Raw genomic sequence first — 18,054 nt, forward strand, 5'->3', positions numbered from 1 at the left:
AAGAATCGGCGAGCATTCTTTTTCGCCGCCGTTTCAGATTTCCTGCCATACGAAGTCGAAGAGCCACGAGGCGCCGAGCGTCAGGATCATGTCGTAGAGCGCCATCGCACCGAGCAGGGAAGAGGACGGCAGGAGGGAGCTGAAAAGCTCTCCCGTGAGATTGAGCGCGGGCAGGAACACGGGCAAAACGACGGGCAGCAGCAGCACGGAAAACAGTCCGCTCTTCGCGCCCGCCCCGACCGTCAGCGCCGAGACGATGACGCCCGCCGCCGCCAAACCCCAGATGCCCAAGAATACGACGAGGAGAAAGACCAGGGCGGCGAAGAAGTCCGCCAGCGAAAAGCCGAGAAAGACTTGAAAGAGCGCTAGGTCAAAGACGGCGAGCGCCGTGAGCATGAAGAGCGTGTAGCAGAATTTGCCGACGAACACCGCCTGCGCTCCGGCATAGATGCGCAGGGCGAGCAGCGTGCCGCTCGCCGCCTCCTCGTAGAACGCCCGGCCGACGCCCGCCTCCGCCGAGAAAAACAGCACGACCCACAAGAGTCCCGCCGCTACCTGCGGCTCAGGCGGCGCACAACGAAGCGCAAAGGAAAGCGCCGCGATCGCCGTCAACGAAAACATGAACATCGCCGCCCAGGAGGAGCGGCTGCGCATGGCACAGGCGACCTCCCTACGAAAGATGAGCCGCGCCCCCTGCAATGCAGATCCTTGCATCGGCAGCCACCTCCTCTTTTTGCTCGTTCGTCGCCCAGAGCACGAGCCGGCCTTCTGCCGCCGCTTCGCGTGCGAGCGAGGCGAGGAGCGTGCGCCCTTCCTCATCGAGGTTCGCGCCAGGCTCGTCGAGCAGCCAGAAGGGCGCATCCGCGCCGAGCAGCACGGCGAGCTTCAGACGCTGGCGCATGCCCGTCGAGAAGCTTGCCGTCTGCATCCGCCAGGCCTCTGCCCCCTTGAGTCCCACGCGCGCGAGGAGCGTCCGCCGCGCCGCATCGGAAAGCGCAATGCCGCGCAGTCCAAGGAAGAAGTCGAGGTTCTCCGCCGCCGTCAGCAGCGGGTAGAGCGAAAGCTCGGGCGAGAGATAGGCGAGATTCGCCTGCCACATCGCTCCCTCGGCCTCTCCCGCCGCCGTCCGCAGCGCGACACGCCCTTTTGTCGGACGCAGAAGCCCCGCCGCCAGGCGCAGGAGCGTGGACTTGCCGCTGCCGTTCGCCCCGCGCACGCTGGCGACGATGCCGCCCGCAAGCTCAAAGGAAAGTCCCCGAAGTACGCTACGACCCGCGAAGGATATGCCCGCATCCTCGAAGGAAAGCGTCAAGGATTTTTCCAACGGCAGCACTCTCCTTCGCACTTCGTCACAATAAGAAATGTTATCGATTTAATTTATCTTATGATATGAATATATTATATCATAATTTTTTCCATACGCTAGCAATTTTTTATGATTCTTTATGATTTTGTATCAAAAAACCGCACTCTTGAAACAAATGCATCGCCGAAGCTTATGCAAATTATTTCAAGAATGCGGTATTGTCAATCGTAGTGACCTTTACAGGACAAAATCTCCAACGAATCTCGCGACACCCGATAAAGCAGACGGTTCTTCTCGTCAATTCTCCGACTCCAAAAGCCGCTCAACTCTCCTCTGAGCGGCTCAGGCTTGCCGAGTCCCTCGAACGGGTGACGTTCGACATCCTTAAGCAGCAGGTTGATCCGTTTCAAGGTTTTCTTGTCCTGCATCTGCCAAGCAATGTACTCTTCCCACGCATCGTCCGACCAGACCTTATTCATCGTCTGCAACCTCGATCAAATCGTGCTGCACGCCTTTTCCAGCATCAAGCTGCGCAATGCCGCGACGCAAACGTGCCAGGCTCTTCTCCGAATAGAGCGAATCCGTCAGAGGAGCGGCTCTCAGTTCAAACGGAATCCTGCGCTCCCGCGCGACGCGCCGCGCAAAGATCAAGATAGCGGAAGGCGCAGAAAGTCCGATATCCGCACACACTTCTTCAAAATTCGATTTCAAATCATCGTCCATGGATACAACAATATCCTGTGCCATTCGACGCACCTCCATAAGCTTTATTTCTTTCATTATATACCATTGCCAATGAATCCTCAAACGAAATTCCTCGCGAATTCTGCGGCTGAGAACTGGACGCAGATGCGTTTCACGCTTATAATATAGGGAAAGACGGATTACATATCGGTTAAAGACGAGGACGATGCTTTATGAACAAAAATTTCTTCCAAGCGGCGCGAGAGACGGATCTCGCCGAGAAGCGGCGGCTGGATCGGCGCGGACAGCTGCTTTCCTGGCTGCGCCTCACGACGTTCTTCCTGTGCCTTCTCGCGCTCGCCGCCGCCTGGGACACGGGCGCACTTGAGATATATCTCGTCGCCGTCGCGCTCGCCTGCTGCTTCACCGCGCTCCTGCGCCGTCACGGCAGGCTCTTCGAGCAGCGCCTGCTCTTGGAGAGCCACATCGCCGCGCTTTCAAACTTCCTCGCACGATTTTCGGGAGAGTGGCACAACTTTCCTGTGACGGGCGCGGAATATCTGAGGGACGAATTGCCGCAGGCGCAGGATCTGAGCCTCTTCGGCGCTGATTCCATCTACCAGTACCTTTGCGCCGCACGCACGAAGGCGGGGCGCGACCGCCTCGCCGACGCGCTCTCCCCCTTCCCTGCCGATCTCACGCTTGCGAGGAAGAGGCAGAAAGCCGTCGAGGAACTGATCGCCCGCCCCAGGCTCGTCCTCGACCTCACGGCAGCAGCCGCCCTTCTGCCCGACGGGCACGATACGAAGCCGCTCCTCGCAGCGCTGCAAAGAAATACAGAGAAGCCCTACGCGGGCACGGCCTTCATCGCGTGGGTTCTTCCCGCCGCCCTCGCGCTCGCCGTCGTCGGCGCATCGCTTTCCCTCATCGGCTGGACGATGCCCGCCATGCTCGTGCTGCTGCAGTTCCTCATCGCCTTCGCGCTCGGCAGGCGCACGGCAGCCGCGCAGAAGCCGCTCGCCGCCATGCACCGCGAATTGCGCCTCTACGAGCGTCTCTTTTCGCGCCTCGAAGATGCGACATTCCAAAGCCCGCACCTTATCGCACTGCAGGCGCAGCTCAAGGCGGGCGGCGCCGCGCGCTCCCTGCGCCGCCTCGCCGCCCTCGCCGATCATGCGCACACGCGTCACAACCTCATCTTCCTGCTGCTCGCCAACGCCTTCTTCCTCAGCGACCTGCACTTCGCGCACCGCATCGCACACTGGCAGGAAAAGGCCGCCGCGCACCTCGGCGACTGGCTCGCCGTCTGGGCGGAGACCGAAGTGCTCCTCTCCCTCTCGACCGTGGGACTCGTGCGCGAAGTGTACACGTTCCCCGAACTCCTCGAAGACGCTTCGCCGCGCCTCGAAGCCAAGAACTTGACCCATCTCCTGATTCCCGAGGAAAAGGCTGTGCCGAACGACATCGACGCGACGGCAAGCACGCGCATCATCACGGGATCGAACATGTCGGGCAAGACGACGTACCTCAGAACCGTCGCAAGCGCCTGCGTCCTCGCCTACGCGGGCGCCCCCGTGCCGGGCGAACGCTTTCGCCTCTCGCCGCTTCACATCTTCACCTCGATCCGCGTGACGGACGACGCGGCGCACGGCCTCTCCACCTTCTATGCCGAAATCCTGCGCATCAAGAGCATGATGGCGTTCAAGGAAAAGAGCCTGCCCATGCTCATCGTCATCGACGAAATCTTCAAGGGCACGAACAGCGCCGACCGCCTCATCGGCGCAAGGGAAGCCATTTCGCGCCTCACAGGCGCGGACTTCATCACTCTCGTCTCCACGCACGACTTCGAGCTTTGCGAGATCGAGAGCGACGCCGCCCCCGTAACGAACTGGCACTTTGAAGAAAGCTACGAGGATGACAAACTCCTCTTCGACTACAAGATCAAAGAAGGACGCTGCACGACGCGCAACGCTCAGTATCTGCTGAAGATGGCGGGCATCATGGAGTGATGCGGGAAAAGCCTTGCCAACCGCGCCTTCGTCTGCTATGCTTATAGCCTGCACGCACGCTCCCCGCTTTGCGGACACTCGTGCACGGCCTTATCTTCACTCTGCTTGTTGGGAGGAATCATCATGGAAATCCTGCGCTCGGTCTGTCCCTACGACTGTCCCGACTGCTGCGGCCTTCTCGTCGAGGTCGAGGACGGGCTGGCACGAAAGGTCAAAGGCGATCCCGCACACAGCTTCACGCGCGGCACGCTCTGTCCGAAAATGGCGCATTACGAGCGCACCGTCCATTCGCCGCGCCGTCTCCTCACACCGCTCAAGCGCACGGGAAAGAAGGGCGCAGGCGAGTTCCGTCCGATTTCCTGGCCCGAAGCGGTGCAGGAAATCGCCGCACGCTGGCAGGAAATCATCGCGCAGTACGGCGCGGAGGCCATACAGCCCTACTCCTACGCAGGAACGATGGGACTCTTGCAGCACGACGCCTATCACGCGCTCTTCCGCGCACTCGGAGCGGCAGAGCTTGACCGCACGATCTGCTCCCCCGCAAAGCGTCATGGCTGGAACTCCGTCATGGGAGCGACCCTCGCCATCCGCCCGCAGGAAGCACAGCAAAGCGATCTCATCATCCTCTGGAGTCTCTCCATGCTCGCGACGGACATCCACTTCGCGCACGATGTGCAGGTGGCAAAAAAGCGCGGCGCCAAAATCTGGTGCGTCGATACATACGAGACGGCAACGGCGCGCCAGGCCGACCGCGCCTTCTTCGTGCGCCCCGGCACGGACGGCGCACTCGCGCTCGCACTGCTCCACGTGCTGGAAAAAGAGAGCCTCACAGACGAGGCTTTCCTCGCCGCGCATGTCCAAGGCTGGCAAGAACTGAAAAAAGATGTCCTGCCGCATCATACGCCGGAAAGCGCCGCTGCCGTCACGGGACTTTCTCCCGAGGCCATACGAGAACTCGCCCTCGCCTACGGCAAGGCGCGCGCGCCTTTCATCCGTCTTGGCAGCGGCTTCTCGCGCTATACGAACGGTGCGATGACGACGCGCCTCCTGCTCGCTCTGCCCGCCGCCGTCGGCGCATGGAAGAAGCCGGGCGGCGGCCTCCTCTCCTCCGTGCCGGGCAGCCGCGCCTTCAGCAAGGACATCGTGCAGCGCCCCAACCTGCGGAAAAACGTGCGCCTCGTCAACATGTGTGAAATCGGCAACGCCTTGACCTCCGCCTCGAAGCCGCCCATCAAGAGCCTCTTCGTCTACTCCTCGAATCCTGCCTGCACCGCGCCCGACCAGAAGAAAGTGACCGAAGGGCTTCTGCGCGATGACCTCTTCACCATCGTGCACGAACGCTTCCTGACCGACACGGCGCTCTATGCCGACATCGTGCTGCCGGCGACGACCTCGCTCGAGCACAGCGACATCTATGCAGCCTATGGACACTACACGATCCAGCGTGGCGAAGCCGTTATTCCGCCCGTCGGCGAGTCGAAGCCGAACTGGGCAGTCGCCTGCCTGCTGGCCGATGCCTTAGGGCTTGACGACCCGTTCTTCAAAAAAAGCGAGGATGAACTCATCGACGAGCTGATCGCCTCGACCGACGCCTGGCCGCTTCCCGTAGACAAGGCAGCACTCGCCACAGGACTGCCCGTCGACCTTCCTCTGCCCGAGAATTACAAGCTCGACTTCAAAACGCCCTCGGGCAAGATCGAACTGCTGAACCCGAAGGAAGAGCCGCCCCTGCCCGACTACTTCCCCGCCCACGGCGACGACGAACCGTTCCAATTCATCAGCGCTCCCGATCCACGCATCCTCGACTCCTCTTTCAACGAGCGCGAAGAACTCTCGCGCGGCAAAGTCATGGAACTGCTGATGCACCCCGACGATGCAGAAAAGCTCGGGCTTGCGGACGGCGATCCCGTCGTATGCAGCAACGAGCGCGGCGCGGCCGGCTTCACGCTCGCCCTGAGCCGCCGCGTCCGCCCCGGCACGCTCGTCAGCGAAGGCGTCTGGTGGCGTGCCTACTGCAAGGGAAGGCGCGGCCTCAACATGCTGACCAGCCAGCGCCTGACCGACAAGGGCGGCGGCAGCACCTTCTACGACGTAAACGTCCGCATCGAGCGGGAGTCGTAAGTCCACGACTCCCTGCCCTGCAGAAACTTCACGAACTGCGATGACATCCCCGCCGCCCTCACGGGCGGCTTTTTATTGCCACACGACAGTTGTGCTTGTTTTTTGATTACTTTTATGTTATCATTTTATTATCCAATCCGAAGGAGTCATGCGAATGAATCCACTTTATGAAATCCTTATGACAGAAGAGGTCGATGACTATATCGCCTCATTGGACGAACACGCCATGACAAACAAAGAGGTAAAGCAGCAACTGAAACGCCTTTATTATCAGCTGGAATTATTGGAACAGCTCGGAACCCGCGCACCAAAGAAAATCTGCCGTTATTTGCGGGACGATCTTTGGGAACTGCGTCCAGGCGATGATCGAATCATTTTTTTCGTCTGGCAGAACGGCACGATCGTCTTGCTGCACACCTTCTCAAAAAAGTCACAGAAGACGCCTGTGCAGGAAATCCGTACAGCATTACGAAAAAAACAACAATGGGAAAAAGATTTTTCATCACGCTAAAAATCTACAGCTAAAAGGAGTCCTTATCATGCGTAGTTGGCAAAGCAAAAAAAAGGAAATTCAATCCTTGACGGAAACTGAAAAAAGTGAACTGTCTCTTGCCGCAAGTCTGGTTGCGCAAATCATCGAAACTCGCGAGAAAAAGGGATGGACGCAGAGAGATTTGGCACAAAGATCAGGCATTGCACAATCTTCCATTGCTCGTTTTGAAAGATGCGGTGCCATGCCGAGGCTCGATACTTTTGCCAAAATTTCCAACTGCGTGGGACTTCGCCTCGCCTTAGTAGAAAATCCATAAAGAGGCCTGTCCGTTCGCCGCCTTCACGGGCGGCTTTTTGTCGTTTTCTTTTGCAAAAAGAGTTCATGTGTTATATAATACTATGAGATGTGTATTGATCGGCTAAAACTTGCTGGACGTATGTTCAGCTATCACACAGGACACGAAAGGAAGATCTGATATATTCAGCGCTTCCTAAAACAAAATTTTCGGAGGTGTATATTTTTTGGCTTCAAATTCTTCAAACACACATTCTGCCAATCATTCGGCCAACGCAAAAAAATTACAGGTCATCCCCTTGGGCGGACTCGGGGAAATCGGCAAGAACATGACGGTATTGCGCTTCGGCAATGATATCCTCGTCATCGACGCGGGACTGATGTTCCCGACGGAGGACATGCTCGGCATCGACCTCGTCATCCCGGACATCACGTATCTGTTGGAAAACCGCGACTGTATCAAAGGCATCGTGCTGACGCACGGCCACGAGGATCACATCGGCGCTCTGCCGTACGTCCTCACGCAGATCGACGTGCCCGTCTACGGCACGCCGCTGACGCTCGGCATCCTCAAGGGACGCTTGGAGGAGCGCGGCGTTTCGACGCAGAACCTCCATCCCATCATGGCGGGCGATCAGCTGCGACTCGGCTGCTTCGCCATCAAGTTCGTGCGCGTGAACCACAGCATCCCCGATGCCGTGGCGCTCGCGATCCGCACGCCGCTCGGCACGATCTTCCACACGGGCGACTTCAAGATGGACTACACGCCCGTCGACGGAAAACTCACGGACTTCAAGACGCTCTCAGAAATCGGCAACAAGAGCGTGCTGCTCATGCTTGCCGACAGCACGAACGCCGAGCGCACAGAGCCTGTACCGAGCGAAGCGACCGTCGGCGTCGCCTTCGACCGCGTATTTCGGCGCGCACGCGGGCGCATCATCGTCGCGACCTTCTCCTCGAACGTCTCGCGCATCCAGCAGATCATCGACTCCGCCGTGCGCTACCGCCGCAAGGTAGCGATCCTCGGCCGCAGCATGGTCAACGTCACGAACATCGCTATGGAACTTGGCTATCTGACCGCGCCCGAGGGAACGATCGTCGACATCGACGAGATCGGCCGCTACAACGACAACCAGATCGTCATCGCGACGACGGGCAGCCAAGGCGAGCCGATGTCCGCCCTGACGCGCATGGCGATGAGCTCACATCGCAAGGTCAACATCACGCCGATGGACACCATCATCATCTCGGCGACGCCGATCCCCGGCAACGAACGTTACGTCGGCAAGACCATCGATCTTCTCCTGAAGCTCGGCGCTGACGTCGTCTACGGCAGGAGCGAGGGCATCCATGTCTCCGGTCATGCCGGCCAGGACGCCTTGAAGCTCATGCACAATTTGATCCGCCCGCGCTACTTCATGCCCGTACACGGCGAGTACCGCATGCTTGTGCGCCATGCCAAGCTTGCAGAGAGCCTCGGCATGCCCAAGGAGAACATCTTTCTCAACGAAAACGGTGGCATTCTTGAATTCACGCGCAACTCGGCGAAACTCAACGGCAAGGTGCAAGCAGGCATCGTGCTCATCGACGGCCTCGGCGTCGGCGACGTCGGCAACATCGTCCTGCGCGACCGCCAACAGCTCTCGCGCGAAGGCGTCATCATCGTCGTCGTGACAATCAACCGCTCTTCCGGACGCATAGTCTCCGGCCCTGACTTCGTGTCGCGCGGCTTCGTCTACGTGCGCGAATCCGAAGAACTCATGGATACCGCCAGAAAGCGCGTGTTCAGCGCCCTCAAGAAGTGCGAGGATGAGCACATAACCGAATGGTCCTCCATCAAGACGACCATCCGCGACGTTCTCGGACGCTTCATCTTCGACGCCACGCGCCGTCGCCCCATGATCCTGCCGATCATCATGGAAGCGTAACCATCGTACACACAAGACAAAAAAGGCGTACAGACCAAAACCCACGGTCTGTACGCCTTTTCTATCTCTTACAGATACTCCTCCAACTTCTCTCGATCCAAGATATGAATCGTGCGCGACTCCACTGCGAGGATGCCCTCCTTCTGCATGGCGCTCAGCTCGCGCGAAAGAGCGGGGCGCGACACGGCGAGATAGATCGCCGTGGACTCGCGGCTCTCCGATAAGCAGATCTTACCGTCCGCCTTCTGCGGCTGCAACATCAGATAGCGTGCGATTTTGCCGCGCAAAGAGCCGCTCGCGAGCACCTTAAGCATATTGTTCATCTGGTACGCCTTGCGTGCGAAATCGCGCAGAAGATTGCGCTGCAGGAGTCCTTGCAGGCGCACGCGCTGCGCTCTTTCCGGATCGTCTGCCTCGCCGAAATCGTCCTCCGCAGCGCCCTGTGTCAACATGTGGCTCGAAATCTCCAAAAGCTCTGTCGCTGCGAGCGCCTGTGTGAACATATCGTAGGCATGACGCTCGATGAAGAGATATACCTCGCCGAACATCACGCCCGGTTTTCGTATCTCCCCTAGAAAGATCTGCCGCCCCGAATACGTGTCCTTCAGTATACGCACAGCACCTGAGACGAGCAGAAAAAGGCGCTCGGGCACATCACCCTCGTGAAAGATGATCTCGCCCTTCTTGTAGTGTACGAGGCGCACTTGGCTCGACGCGAGAAGCGCCTCGACATCATCATCCGTCATGCCGCGCGCAAGGCTCGTCCCCTTGAGCTGCTCCTTGATTTCCTGCCGCATGTCTGCCTCCCAGAACTCTTAGACGCGGACGAGAACCTTCTCGATCTCCGCCACATACATCGTGTGGTAATCCTTCTCCGGATACCACTTCACATCACATTCGCGCTCAATGAAGCACTCGGGCTTCATCTCCTGCGCATAGAGCTTGCGGCAAAAAAGCGCCAGACGCGACTCCGAAAAGTAGGTGAATCCCCCTTCCGAAAGCGGCGTAAGTCCCGCCTGCTCGATCTTCGCTTCATCGCGCCCCGACACCGTGCCGAGGTAGTTCAAAACCTTGCGCTTCGACTCGTCGAGCACGGAAAGCGTGAAGCCTTTCGCCCCATCGACGAATTCCTTCGTATAGCGCTGCGGACGGATGAAGATGAAGACGACAGGCTTGCCCCAGAGCACGCCCATGCCGCCCCAAGAAGCCGTCATCGCGTTCGCCTTGCCATCCTTCTCGCCGCAGACGACGAGCCAATCCTTACCGATCAGCGTAAATACATTATCCTGCAAATCCTGCGGCTGAATCTCCTTGAATGCCATATTGTGTTCCTCCTCCATTGGTTCGGTCAGGCTCTTGTATGCCATTTCCCCCTACACCTGACCTTTGCTAAAATGGGCGTTTTTATAAAGATGAAAGCTTGATGTTTATAAAAATGCCTATTTCTATAAACGTCAAGTTTCCATCACAGCCATCTCTCCCGCAGCTCCTCCGCCAGCTGCTCGAACATTGTGATGAACTTCTCCTGGCTGTCACGAATGATGGAAAGCGCGATCGGTTCACTGTAAGATTGCGCCACATTGTTACGCGCCTGTAAGGCCGCAAGCCAAAGTTCTTCATCCTGGACCATCCGCGCCTGATACGCCAGCTTGATGACGCTCTTCGGCGAGCCGCTCTTATGCTCGCCATAGGCGCTCGCCTCCAACTGCTCCTTCATCGCCTTCCATGCCTGCTCAAAGCATATCTCGAAAAGCGACGCCATGCCCGCCGTCGCAATCGTATCATAGGGAGGATTCTTCCCCTCGATCTCCTTAAGATTCTGTAGCGCCTTGAAGAAATTCTCTGCCTTTTTCATAAAGCAAAACACCATCCCTCTGAATCTCTTCCAAAAGCTCCGGCTGCACAGAACCATCCAAGTTGACGACATCGAACATCAAAAGCGTCGGCAGCTCTTCGTCCACATCGAGCGAGAAGCGCACAACGTCGCCGCCTGCAACCGCGAGATCGACATCGCTGCGTTCCCAGTTGTCCCCGCGCGCCCGCGAGCCGAAGAGCACAACGCGCGATAAACCGTATCGAAGCGCCAAGCGCACGATACCCTCTTGGATGTGATTCGGCAGATTCATCAGAACTCCTCCCGCGCACCATCAGCCCTGCATGTATAAACTTTCAAGGCATATATCCTTACACCCTTACAGAAAGCTCACCGCTCAGTCCGCGCCTTCGTCTTGACCTCTCGGGATTTCATGGTAATATCGCTGCTTCCTGCTTCTCGGCGTTTCCGGCAAGGTCATGCGCAAGGCGCCTGAAAGAAGCAAGGGGGCTATGTATCGTCGCTGCACATACCCCACGGTGGCGATCCCCAAGAACGCCGCGATCTCCGCCCGCGTCCGCGGAGTCTCGCAAAAAGCCAGCAAATCCCGCTCAGAGGGGTCGACTGCTTCGCCCTTCGCTCCTTCCGACCGCCGCGCATTGAAAAACGTAACGATGAAAGCATTGCGCCTGTTTTCAAATTGCGGATCTGGCAATCCGAAAGTCCGCATCTCCCGATACATCGTCGGAATCCCCGAATTGCGGATCTCCGCCTCGGTAAGCGTCTCCGCCATAACAGCCAGCGCCGGATTGCGCAAATCCAACTGCGTCTTCCCCAACTGTTCGATCGTCATCCGCCCGTAAAGACTCCCCGGGCTATGAATCTCCAGCCGATCAGCAAACATATAAAGCTGGATCGGCGACCCTTCCGTATATCTGCTATAATCGCGATGAATCAGCGCATTGAGTACAGCTTCACGAATCGCGGTGACAGGATATTCCGTCCGATCGTAGCGAGCACCGGTCTTCCTATCGATGCTCACCTGCATCCTCATATTGCGGCGACAAAAAGTCAACGCCTCGGACAGCATCTCAGAAAGCGTCCCCTCCATGCGCTTATTATCCAAAAAGCGCGCATGATTTTCATCCGTCTCACCGATTTCTGTACCTGAAACGACGACTGCCGTAATGCCGTATTGTGCGAAAAACCCTTGTGGATATATGCCGAAATTCATCAAGGCCGCCAATGTCGGCTTGCCATCCCGCAGCACATGCAGCAACTCATAAGCACGCTCTTGAGGAACCTGTGCAAATCCCGGCCTCTCCCTGCGCCTCTCCTGCCAATACGCCTCAACGGCTTCCATATGCAGATCCTCGCGTCCGGCATTCTCTACTGCCCGCTCATCATCGTGCAAATGCTTGCGGAATGCCTCGAAACTGTAAAGCTCATATTCCGACATACAGAAATCGGCATCCCCGACCCGCACATAAGAGCCTTTCACCCGCCCCCTGCCTTTATAATAGCAAGGCCGCTCCGACAAGTCCAAGCCAGGAATCTCAGCGGCACAGACATCAAAGCCGTCCACCTCTGCCACCGTGAAAACAGCACGCACAGGAGGCTCCATCTGCAAGCATTGTTCCCCTACCTTTTTCTCCAAATCATGCAGATCGTACACACCGACCAGCGAGAATCCCCGCGACTCATCCACCCCGAAGAGCAAGATGCCGCCGCCATCCTGATTGGAAAAGCTGGATAAGGTATCATACAGATTGCGCGGGCACCCTTCGTGCGCACTCTTGACCTCCAACCCCTGCGTTTCCGTCTTCTTCTGCAAGACCCAGCGCGTCAGCGTCACCAGTTCTTCAACAATCATCTCACAAACCCTCCATTTACGAAAATGATAACAGAAGAACCCTGTTTTTACAAGAGCACTTATATAAATTCTATTATATTTTATAAATATCCGTAAAATATTGTAACAAATCCGCTCTTTCTATTATATTATACTCTATATTCTATCACATTTTATAAATCATTTTGCAAAAGATAACAAACTCACTCAATAAGGTAACAAGCAAGTATCAAATCAATTCTTCCCATCGCGCCGCAACTTCTTCATCGAGCGCTGCCAACATTGCAAAATACTTCCCTTTCACAGCCGCATAAATCACCTGCGCCGTTTGCTCGTTGTATGTATGTGCAGACAAATTCCTCTTTTCGAGCATATCGAGCCACGCTTCCGCCTCTTGCACCAGCCCCTGCTTCCAACCCTCGCGTATGCTGGCCCGCGGACTGCTGACCTCGATTCCCTCGTAGGAAAGCACCGCTTTCATCAGCTTCCATGCCAGCTCAAAGCAAAACTCGAAGCGTTGAATCGTCGCGTCGAGGTACAAATCATCCACGTCCGGCTCTTTTCGGAGCGCTGCCTGCAAGCGCTGCAACGCTCTATGATAGTCCTCCCACTTCAAGCAAATCTGTGCTTTTGTCATAAGCTGGTCACCATCCTCTCCTATTTCCAGCAGCAATCTCCCTTCAGCATCAATCGCCTGCCGCAATCTCTCATTCGCTTGGCGCTCATAATCGACAAGGTCGAACGTATACGGCAGGCCACTCTGCTCGAAAGCATCACACAAAAACCCGCACACTTCCGGCGCTCCCGCAAAGGCAAGATCAACGTCAGAAGTCGTCCGCGCCTCCCCCCGCGCTCGCGAACCGAAGAGCTTCACCCAGCGAAGCCGCGTCTTTTGCGCGTAGAAGATGCGATAAATCACTTTCCAATGCTCTGATGGCAGACCATACACGCCTCTCACCTCGACCGCAACATCTTCCCCATATTCTCCGCAATCTGCGCGTCCACATCATCTAAAAAGGCAAACCGCCTGCGATAGACGGCGCGCTTCCTCGTCGGCACTTCCTCCATCGTCTTTCGCATCTCGACGAGCGGAAGTTCATAGAAGCGTGCATCCGCCAGCACATGGCCGCCCGCTTCCTCCCAGAAAGCTCCGAAATCCGTCTTGAGTTTGCGATCACGACGGATATGATTGTTTGCGTAATAGCCCTCATTCGATACGGCATAGATGTGCTTAAGCCCCAAAGATCTTGCGACAGCCTGCGCCATATAGAGAATGAGATTCTTCGTGCGGTAGGCATGACACGCCTTCGTCACCTGCTTGACGACATCCTTGGCATTCTCCATATTCGGCCCCTGCATCGCGCCGATCCACATCGCCATCTCGCCATTCGGCGCTTTATTCAGCCAGAAGATGATCTGATAGAGCGCACTTTCTCCCAAGCGCAGCATGACGGAAAGAAGTCCCTCCTTGCGCTGTCCTGGAGAAAACATGAGAAACGCCGCAAACTCTTTTTCCATACACGACTCGCCACGCCAAAGAAGCATCTGCTCATGCCGATACAAGGCAAGCAAAACATGCTCGTCCAACACATCGCATAAAAATCCGATATGCGCCTCAACAAGCGCGGCGCGTTCCTTGAACGTAGACTTATGATAAAAAAATGCCCGCGTCGGCTGCTCATAAACGAACGGACACACATCCGCCACCTGCTGCAAGACTGCATCCCGATGGAAAAAATCATCAATCTGCCGCATCCGCGAGCGATTCGCCATCGCACGCGCACAAAACACCACGCAGCGACGCGCTTCGCGTGGGTTTGACATATTGTATATTTTCTTTCCTAATCTCCAAAAATTTTGCACAGCTTGTTCTCCTCATGATGCGAACAGCAACTGTTATCAGATGCCCTTATGCAAGGATAATTTTTCCAACCGTAACCATTGTAGACATAACGCAAGGAGTAACCAATATACTTTCATCACAAACGATCTTCCCAGATTATACTCGGTTAATCCTTGCAAAAAACTACCTAAAAAAACTGCTAAAAATACTAGGGCTGCAACACTTCGCATTTTTCTCCACGAAGCAACGCCATAGGAGAACCACGTCAACCAAAAAACCAACAAGGCTAATACTCCTATAATACCGCACTCAGCGAGCATATGCATAATATTATTATGTGCATGATCGAGATACGGTTCCTTTGCTTCAGGCAAAATATAGCCACCTTGATATTCCTCACGAAAACGTGAAAGCCCAACCCCCACAATAGGATGATCCTCAAACATATGAAAGGCACTTTTCCATAGAAGAAGCCTTTCCGAATTGCTCTGACACTGCATATCCCCGATCGTTGCAAGACGACCAGACAGGATCGGAGAAAAAGAAAAGATACCGCCGAAAACAAATACGGCGACCAACATCCCAAGGAGAAATCTCTTTTTTCTCTGTACTGCCATAAAACCTACCACAGTGCAGGAAACTGCAACAGCAATCCATGCACCGCGCGTCCCATTCAACAGTAAGGAGACAATCCCCAGAACTGTTAAAACTCCTAAAAAGAGCCGATATTTTTGCGTCACTTTTCCCGCCATACATAACAAAATCAATGCAGGAACAATCATCGACAAAAATCCGGCAGTCGTCATAGGTTCAGCAAAGCCATCAGCACGATAATTTTGCTGAACGATCCCTTCGTATAAGATCGCAACGCCATTAATAGCAAAAGAAGCTGCAACACACAAAGCAATGCGCAAAAGTCTCTCTTTCTCTCGGATCATTAAAAGCACAGCATAAAGCGGCAGCATGTGATACCCATAATAATCAACGACTTTGCCTACCTTCAAAGGATCGACCGAACACAGCGCCGAAAGTGCCGTAGCACATATTAAAAGCAGCAAAGCAATCGTCAGTCTCCTATCTGGCAACGCTAGACGCCAATCGTCTCGCTTGTTGATTATGCGCAAAAAAAATACTAAAACAAGTGGAACAAGAAAAATATTTCCTCCAGCAATCGTCAAATTACTAAACAAAGCGAAACCACAGAGCAAATAATATCCCCATTTGTCCAATTTGTCTACGCTGGGAAGACCTATGCAACTTTTCATTTTCCATCCCCCTGTATACACTATCGGGAATTAAAATTAATCCTTAGCAGTTTGAACCTCATTCTTTTATAATAGCTATAATTCGATGAACGAACTCTCTCGGACTATAAACGTCAGCTGCTTTCTGCAGTTCTGCTATATAGTGAAGGGATTCATCATCATACCCATTAACAAAAAGTTCCAATGTTTTACGTAACAACATAAGACTACCACTCGGGAAGAGCTTGCCGATGTCATACGCTGCAAAAACCTCGGGATTCATATCATCGCTCGTCACGACCGGCTTTTGAAAACCGATTGCCGTAAAGAGCATGCCGCCCCAGTGATAGCGATAGCGCGGCGCGGAATACGGCAGAAGGAGTGCATCCACCGAAGCGATGGCACGCTGCCACTCAGCGCCGATCAGTCCTCGATGCAAGAATCTAATACCGCCCTTGCCGCGATACTTCGCAATGATGCGCTCGAAATCTGCCGCGTCTTCGGGATGCATTGTCGCCCCCTGTACGAAAAGCTCGACCGGGCGCGTATAATGACCGCCGAGATACGCCTCCAAAAAGTCCTCCAACCGCTTTTCCCGCCGATACTGACCGAAGAATCCCAATACAAGCGGCTTCTTTCCTCCCGCTTCAGGCACATGAGAAGCAATCTGCAAAAATTCATCTGCTGGCGGCGGCATCCCCGGCTGCCATGCTATATCGCGCGGCACGAATGTCGGCGGATAGATCAGCCGCACATTCGCCCGCTTCTCGCCAAAAATGCTGTCGCCAAAAGAAAGTACCGTGGGTCGGATATTCAAGCAATCTGCGAGCGAATCCGCTTCCCGCAAGAACTTCGGCGCTTCCTTGGGATTGATGCCATGCAAAATGAAGAGCACAGGCACGGGCGACTTTCTGAGGACACTCCGTTTCAAAGCTCTGAGATAGCGATACGTCGAAGTCGGCACGATGAGCGCATCGACTTCTTCGCGCTTCGCCGCCTCGTAGAGCTGCCGATACCAGCGCAGGCGATGCAGCTCGCGCCGCACCGTGCGAACAAGCTTCCTGAATCCCGTCACTCCCGTATAAGAAACAACGCCGCCGCGAAGTTCCCGCACAGGCACATGATAGTCCATGGCAAAGCGAAAGCCCTCAGGCACATAGAAGCATACCTCATGCCCCAAGGCTTGAAGCTCTTCGACAAGAATGCGGTCAAAGTCCACCTCATGTCCACCCGGCGTCATGATGTTTTCAAAAATCCCGATGCGCATTATCTCCCCCCTTCCCATTCACACACTCATCCAACAATTCTTCCCACTCTGCCCAGATCACGGACGCCTTATACTTTCGCATGGATGCTCTTGCTGCTTTTCCCAATCTCACTCGCAACTCTTGATTTTCCATCAGTGTTTTCATGCTTTGCGCCAATCCGTTTGCACCATCTTCGGCAAGAAGACCATTGATGCCGTCTTGAATCAATTCATTCACAGAAACACCATTTTTATAACCAATCGCCGGAAGCCCCATGCTCATCGCTTCGGTCAAAGCTAAGCTAAAGCCTTCAAACGCACTGGGAAAAACAAATATATCCCCCGTCTGCAAAACCGAAGCAACATCATCTGTCGTTCCCTTAAAAAAGATCCGCTCGGACAATCTCTTGCGTCTTATCAATGCTTTCATCATCCACTGATACGACTTGTTCGAACCATCGCCCCAAATTTCCACGATCCAATGCGGAAAGGTATCTGCCAGCTTAGAAAATGCCTCGATCAGCAAATGCGGCCTTTTTATCTTTTTCACCAATCGTCCGATAAAGAGAATCTTATATTGCTCCTTCGCACGTGCCAACTCTGCTGCTTCTTCATACTGAGGCACAACATTGCCAACAACCGCGATCTTCATTTTAGGAAATCGTTTTTTTATCGGTTCCGCAAAAATCGGCAGCAAGACTTGACATGCTGCACTCTTCCCCAATGCTGGTATTTCTGCCTGTGGATAGATATGAAAAATATCCTCCGTAGTACCATGATTCATCGTGATTACAGGGATCTTTGTCTCTAAATCACAAAGGAACAACTTGCTGGCAGCTGGCTGAAACGAAATGATAATATCGGGGCTAAACTTATGCAAGATACTATTTGCTGATTTCAATAAATATTCCTCAACAAATTCATTATTCACCGCACGGGCTCTTTGAGTGCTGAAAGCTCGGATAATTTCCCGTTTAACTTTCAAACACTTTGGAAAAAGGATGTCCGTATCTTCGTAGTGCTGTAAATTATACAACTCAACACCATCATCCACAGGAAAAAACGGCTTGCCAATCTTATCATCGCAAAATACCATACCCACATCATGACCGCGCCGCTTCATCTCGTTCGCAAAGCTGCAATGCACCTTTGCCAAGCCTCCGGTATCATCCACCATATCCGATAGGTTTGCCAATAAGAGCTTCATGAGATTATCCGCCT

At 54.8% G+C, this 18,054-nt stretch carries 19 protein-coding genes; 5 read left to right on the top strand and 14 right to left on the bottom strand.

Annotated features, from left to right (window positions below):
* Positions 1-33: 33 nt before the first annotated feature.
* The 4 genes from OL236_RS08065 to OL236_RS08080 form a co-directional block, all read right to left on the bottom strand.
* On the bottom strand, positions 34-714 hold the full coding sequence (locus OL236_RS08065; RefSeq protein WP_265070213.1) for a heme exporter protein CcmB: 681 nt from the start codon (positions 712-714) through the stop codon (positions 34-36).
* Entirely contained in the window at positions 671-1,324 is a 654-nt protein-coding gene (gene ccmA, locus OL236_RS08070; protein WP_320109795.1) for a heme ABC exporter ATP-binding protein CcmA, read from the bottom strand. Before ccmA ends, OL236_RS08065 begins: the two co-directional genes overlap by 44 nt.
* Before the next feature lie 203 nt (positions 1,325-1,527).
* The gene (locus tag OL236_RS08075) at positions 1,528-1,785 is read right to left on the bottom strand and encodes a Txe/YoeB family addiction module toxin (protein ID WP_009644941.1); all 258 of its coding nucleotides are present in this window, start codon (positions 1,783-1,785) and stop codon (positions 1,528-1,530) included.
* Positions 1,778-2,053 carry a type II toxin-antitoxin system RelB/DinJ family antitoxin gene (locus tag OL236_RS08080; protein ID WP_009644895.1) on the bottom strand — a complete coding sequence of 92 codons (276 nt, stop codon included), beginning with the start codon at positions 2,051-2,053 and terminating at the stop codon, positions 1,778-1,780. Before OL236_RS08080 ends, OL236_RS08075 begins: the two co-directional genes overlap by 8 nt.
* 170 nt (positions 2,054-2,223) lie before the next feature.
* Here OL236_RS08080 and OL236_RS08085 point away from each other — a divergent pair, with 170 nt between their 5' ends.
* The 5 genes from OL236_RS08085 to OL236_RS08105 all read left to right on the top strand — a co-directional run bounded on the left by OL236_RS08085 (position 2,224) and on the right by OL236_RS08105 (position 8,835).
* A complete protein-coding gene (locus OL236_RS08085; protein WP_265070215.1) occupies positions 2,224-3,999 on the top strand; it encodes a MutS family DNA mismatch repair protein in 1,776 nt (591 codons plus the stop codon).
* A 123-nt stretch (positions 4,000-4,122) separates the two neighbouring features.
* A complete protein-coding gene (locus OL236_RS08090; RefSeq protein WP_265070216.1) occupies positions 4,123-6,120 on the top strand; it encodes a molybdopterin-dependent oxidoreductase in 1,998 nt (665 codons plus the stop codon).
* A 154-nt stretch (positions 6,121-6,274) separates the two neighbouring features.
* Complete coding sequence (locus OL236_RS08095) at positions 6,275-6,631, top strand: type II toxin-antitoxin system RelE/ParE family toxin (RefSeq protein ID WP_265070217.1); 357 nt, start codon at positions 6,275-6,277, stop codon at positions 6,629-6,631.
* Between the two features lie 28 nt (positions 6,632-6,659).
* Positions 6,660-6,929 carry a helix-turn-helix domain-containing protein gene (locus tag OL236_RS08100; RefSeq protein WP_006193394.1) on the top strand — a complete coding sequence of 90 codons (270 nt, stop codon included), beginning with the start codon at positions 6,660-6,662 and terminating at the stop codon, positions 6,927-6,929.
* A 205-nt stretch (positions 6,930-7,134) separates the two neighbouring features.
* On the top strand, positions 7,135-8,835 hold the full coding sequence (locus OL236_RS08105) for a ribonuclease J (RefSeq protein WP_265070218.1): 1,701 nt from the start codon (positions 7,135-7,137) through the stop codon (positions 8,833-8,835).
* A gap of 68 nt (positions 8,836-8,903) precedes the next feature.
* On the opposite strand, the gene OL236_RS08110 is transcribed toward OL236_RS08105, so the two are convergent.
* From OL236_RS08110 to OL236_RS08155, 10 genes are all read right to left on the bottom strand, one after another.
* A complete protein-coding gene (locus OL236_RS08110) occupies positions 8,904-9,632 on the bottom strand; it encodes a Crp/Fnr family transcriptional regulator (RefSeq protein WP_265070219.1) in 729 nt (242 codons plus the stop codon).
* An 18-nt stretch (positions 9,633-9,650) separates the two neighbouring features.
* Positions 9,651-10,157: a flavin reductase family protein gene (locus OL236_RS08115; RefSeq protein ID WP_265070220.1), complete on the bottom strand. Its 507-nt coding sequence runs from the start codon at positions 10,155-10,157 to the stop codon at positions 9,651-9,653.
* Positions 10,158-10,300: 143 nt separating this feature from the next.
* Entirely contained in the window at positions 10,301-10,690 is a 390-nt protein-coding gene (locus OL236_RS08120) for an HI0074 family nucleotidyltransferase substrate-binding subunit (RefSeq protein ID WP_265070221.1), read from the bottom strand.
* Positions 10,647-10,961: a nucleotidyltransferase domain-containing protein gene (locus OL236_RS08125; RefSeq protein ID WP_265070222.1), complete on the bottom strand. Its 315-nt coding sequence runs from the start codon at positions 10,959-10,961 to the stop codon at positions 10,647-10,649. The genes OL236_RS08120 and OL236_RS08125 overlap by 44 nt, the downstream gene beginning before the upstream one ends.
* An 84-nt stretch (positions 10,962-11,045) precedes the next feature.
* Positions 11,046-12,521 carry an ATP-binding protein gene (locus tag OL236_RS08130; RefSeq protein ID WP_265070223.1) on the bottom strand — a complete coding sequence of 492 codons (1,476 nt, stop codon included), beginning with the start codon at positions 12,519-12,521 and terminating at the stop codon, positions 11,046-11,048.
* Positions 12,522-12,729: 208 nt separating this feature from the next.
* The gene (locus OL236_RS08135; protein ID WP_265070224.1) at positions 12,730-13,419 is read right to left on the bottom strand and encodes an HI0074 family nucleotidyltransferase substrate-binding subunit; all 690 of its coding nucleotides are present in this window, start codon (positions 13,417-13,419) and stop codon (positions 12,730-12,732) included.
* A 35-nt stretch (positions 13,420-13,454) separates the two neighbouring features.
* Positions 13,455-14,324: a VirK/YbjX family protein gene (locus OL236_RS08140; protein WP_265070225.1), complete on the bottom strand. Its 870-nt coding sequence runs from the start codon at positions 14,322-14,324 to the stop codon at positions 13,455-13,457.
* Between the two features lie 75 nt (positions 14,325-14,399).
* Positions 14,400-15,608: an O-antigen ligase family protein gene (locus tag OL236_RS08145; RefSeq protein WP_265070226.1), complete on the bottom strand. Its 1,209-nt coding sequence runs from the start codon at positions 15,606-15,608 to the stop codon at positions 14,400-14,402.
* Between the two features lie 58 nt (positions 15,609-15,666).
* Positions 15,667-16,854, bottom strand: coding sequence for a glycosyltransferase (locus tag OL236_RS08150; protein WP_265070227.1), 1,188 nt, complete (start codon positions 16,852-16,854; stop codon positions 15,667-15,669).
* A complete protein-coding gene (locus tag OL236_RS08155; protein ID WP_265070228.1) occupies positions 16,835-18,040 on the bottom strand; it encodes a glycosyltransferase in 1,206 nt (401 codons plus the stop codon). The genes OL236_RS08150 and OL236_RS08155 overlap by 20 nt, the downstream gene beginning before the upstream one ends.
* Positions 18,041-18,054 lie beyond the last annotated feature (14 nt).

The organism is Selenomonas sputigena (assembly GCF_026015965.1).
Taxonomy (GTDB): Bacteria; Bacillota; Negativicutes; order Selenomonadales; family Selenomonadaceae; genus Selenomonas.

Coding starts and splice junctions, on each gene's coding strand:
- OL236_RS08065 (WP_265070213.1), bottom strand. CDS start 714: ATGCAAGGATCTGCATTGCAGGGGGCGCGGCTCATCTTTCGTAGGGAG.
- OL236_RS08075 (WP_009644941.1), bottom strand. CDS start 1,785: ATGAATAAGGTCTGGTCGGACGATGCGTGGGAAGAGTACATTGCTTGG.
- OL236_RS08080 (WP_009644895.1), bottom strand. CDS start 2,053: ATGGCACAGGATATTGTTGTATCCATGGACGATGATTTGAAATCGAAT.
- OL236_RS08085 (WP_265070215.1), top strand. CDS start 2,224: ATGAACAAAAATTTCTTCCAAGCGGCGCGAGAGACGGATCTCGCCGAG.
- OL236_RS08090 (WP_265070216.1), top strand. CDS start 4,123: ATGGAAATCCTGCGCTCGGTCTGTCCCTACGACTGTCCCGACTGCTGC.
- OL236_RS08095 (WP_265070217.1), top strand. CDS start 6,275: ATGAATCCACTTTATGAAATCCTTATGACAGAAGAGGTCGATGACTAT.
- OL236_RS08100 (WP_006193394.1), top strand. CDS start 6,660: ATGCGTAGTTGGCAAAGCAAAAAAAAGGAAATTCAATCCTTGACGGAA.
- OL236_RS08110 (WP_265070219.1), bottom strand. CDS start 9,632: ATGCGGCAGGAAATCAAGGAGCAGCTCAAGGGGACGAGCCTTGCGCGC.
- OL236_RS08115 (WP_265070220.1), bottom strand. CDS start 10,157: ATGGCATTCAAGGAGATTCAGCCGCAGGATTTGCAGGATAATGTATTT.
- OL236_RS08120 (WP_265070221.1), bottom strand. CDS start 10,690: ATGAAAAAGGCAGAGAATTTCTTCAAGGCGCTACAGAATCTTAAGGAG.
- OL236_RS08125 (WP_265070222.1), bottom strand. CDS start 10,961: ATGAATCTGCCGAATCACATCCAAGAGGGTATCGTGCGCTTGGCGCTT.
- OL236_RS08130 (WP_265070223.1), bottom strand. CDS start 12,521: ATGATTGTTGAAGAACTGGTGACGCTGACGCGCTGGGTCTTGCAGAAG.
- OL236_RS08140 (WP_265070225.1), bottom strand. CDS start 14,324: ATGTCAAACCCACGCGAAGCGCGTCGCTGCGTGGTGTTTTGTGCGCGT.
- OL236_RS08145 (WP_265070226.1), bottom strand. CDS start 15,608: ATGAAAAGTTGCATAGGTCTTCCCAGCGTAGACAAATTGGACAAATGG.
- OL236_RS08150 (WP_265070227.1), bottom strand. CDS start 16,854: ATGCGCATCGGGATTTTTGAAAACATCATGACGCCGGGTGGACATGAG.
- OL236_RS08155 (WP_265070228.1), bottom strand. CDS start 18,040: ATGAAGCTCTTATTGGCAAACCTATCGGATATGGTGGATGATACCGGA.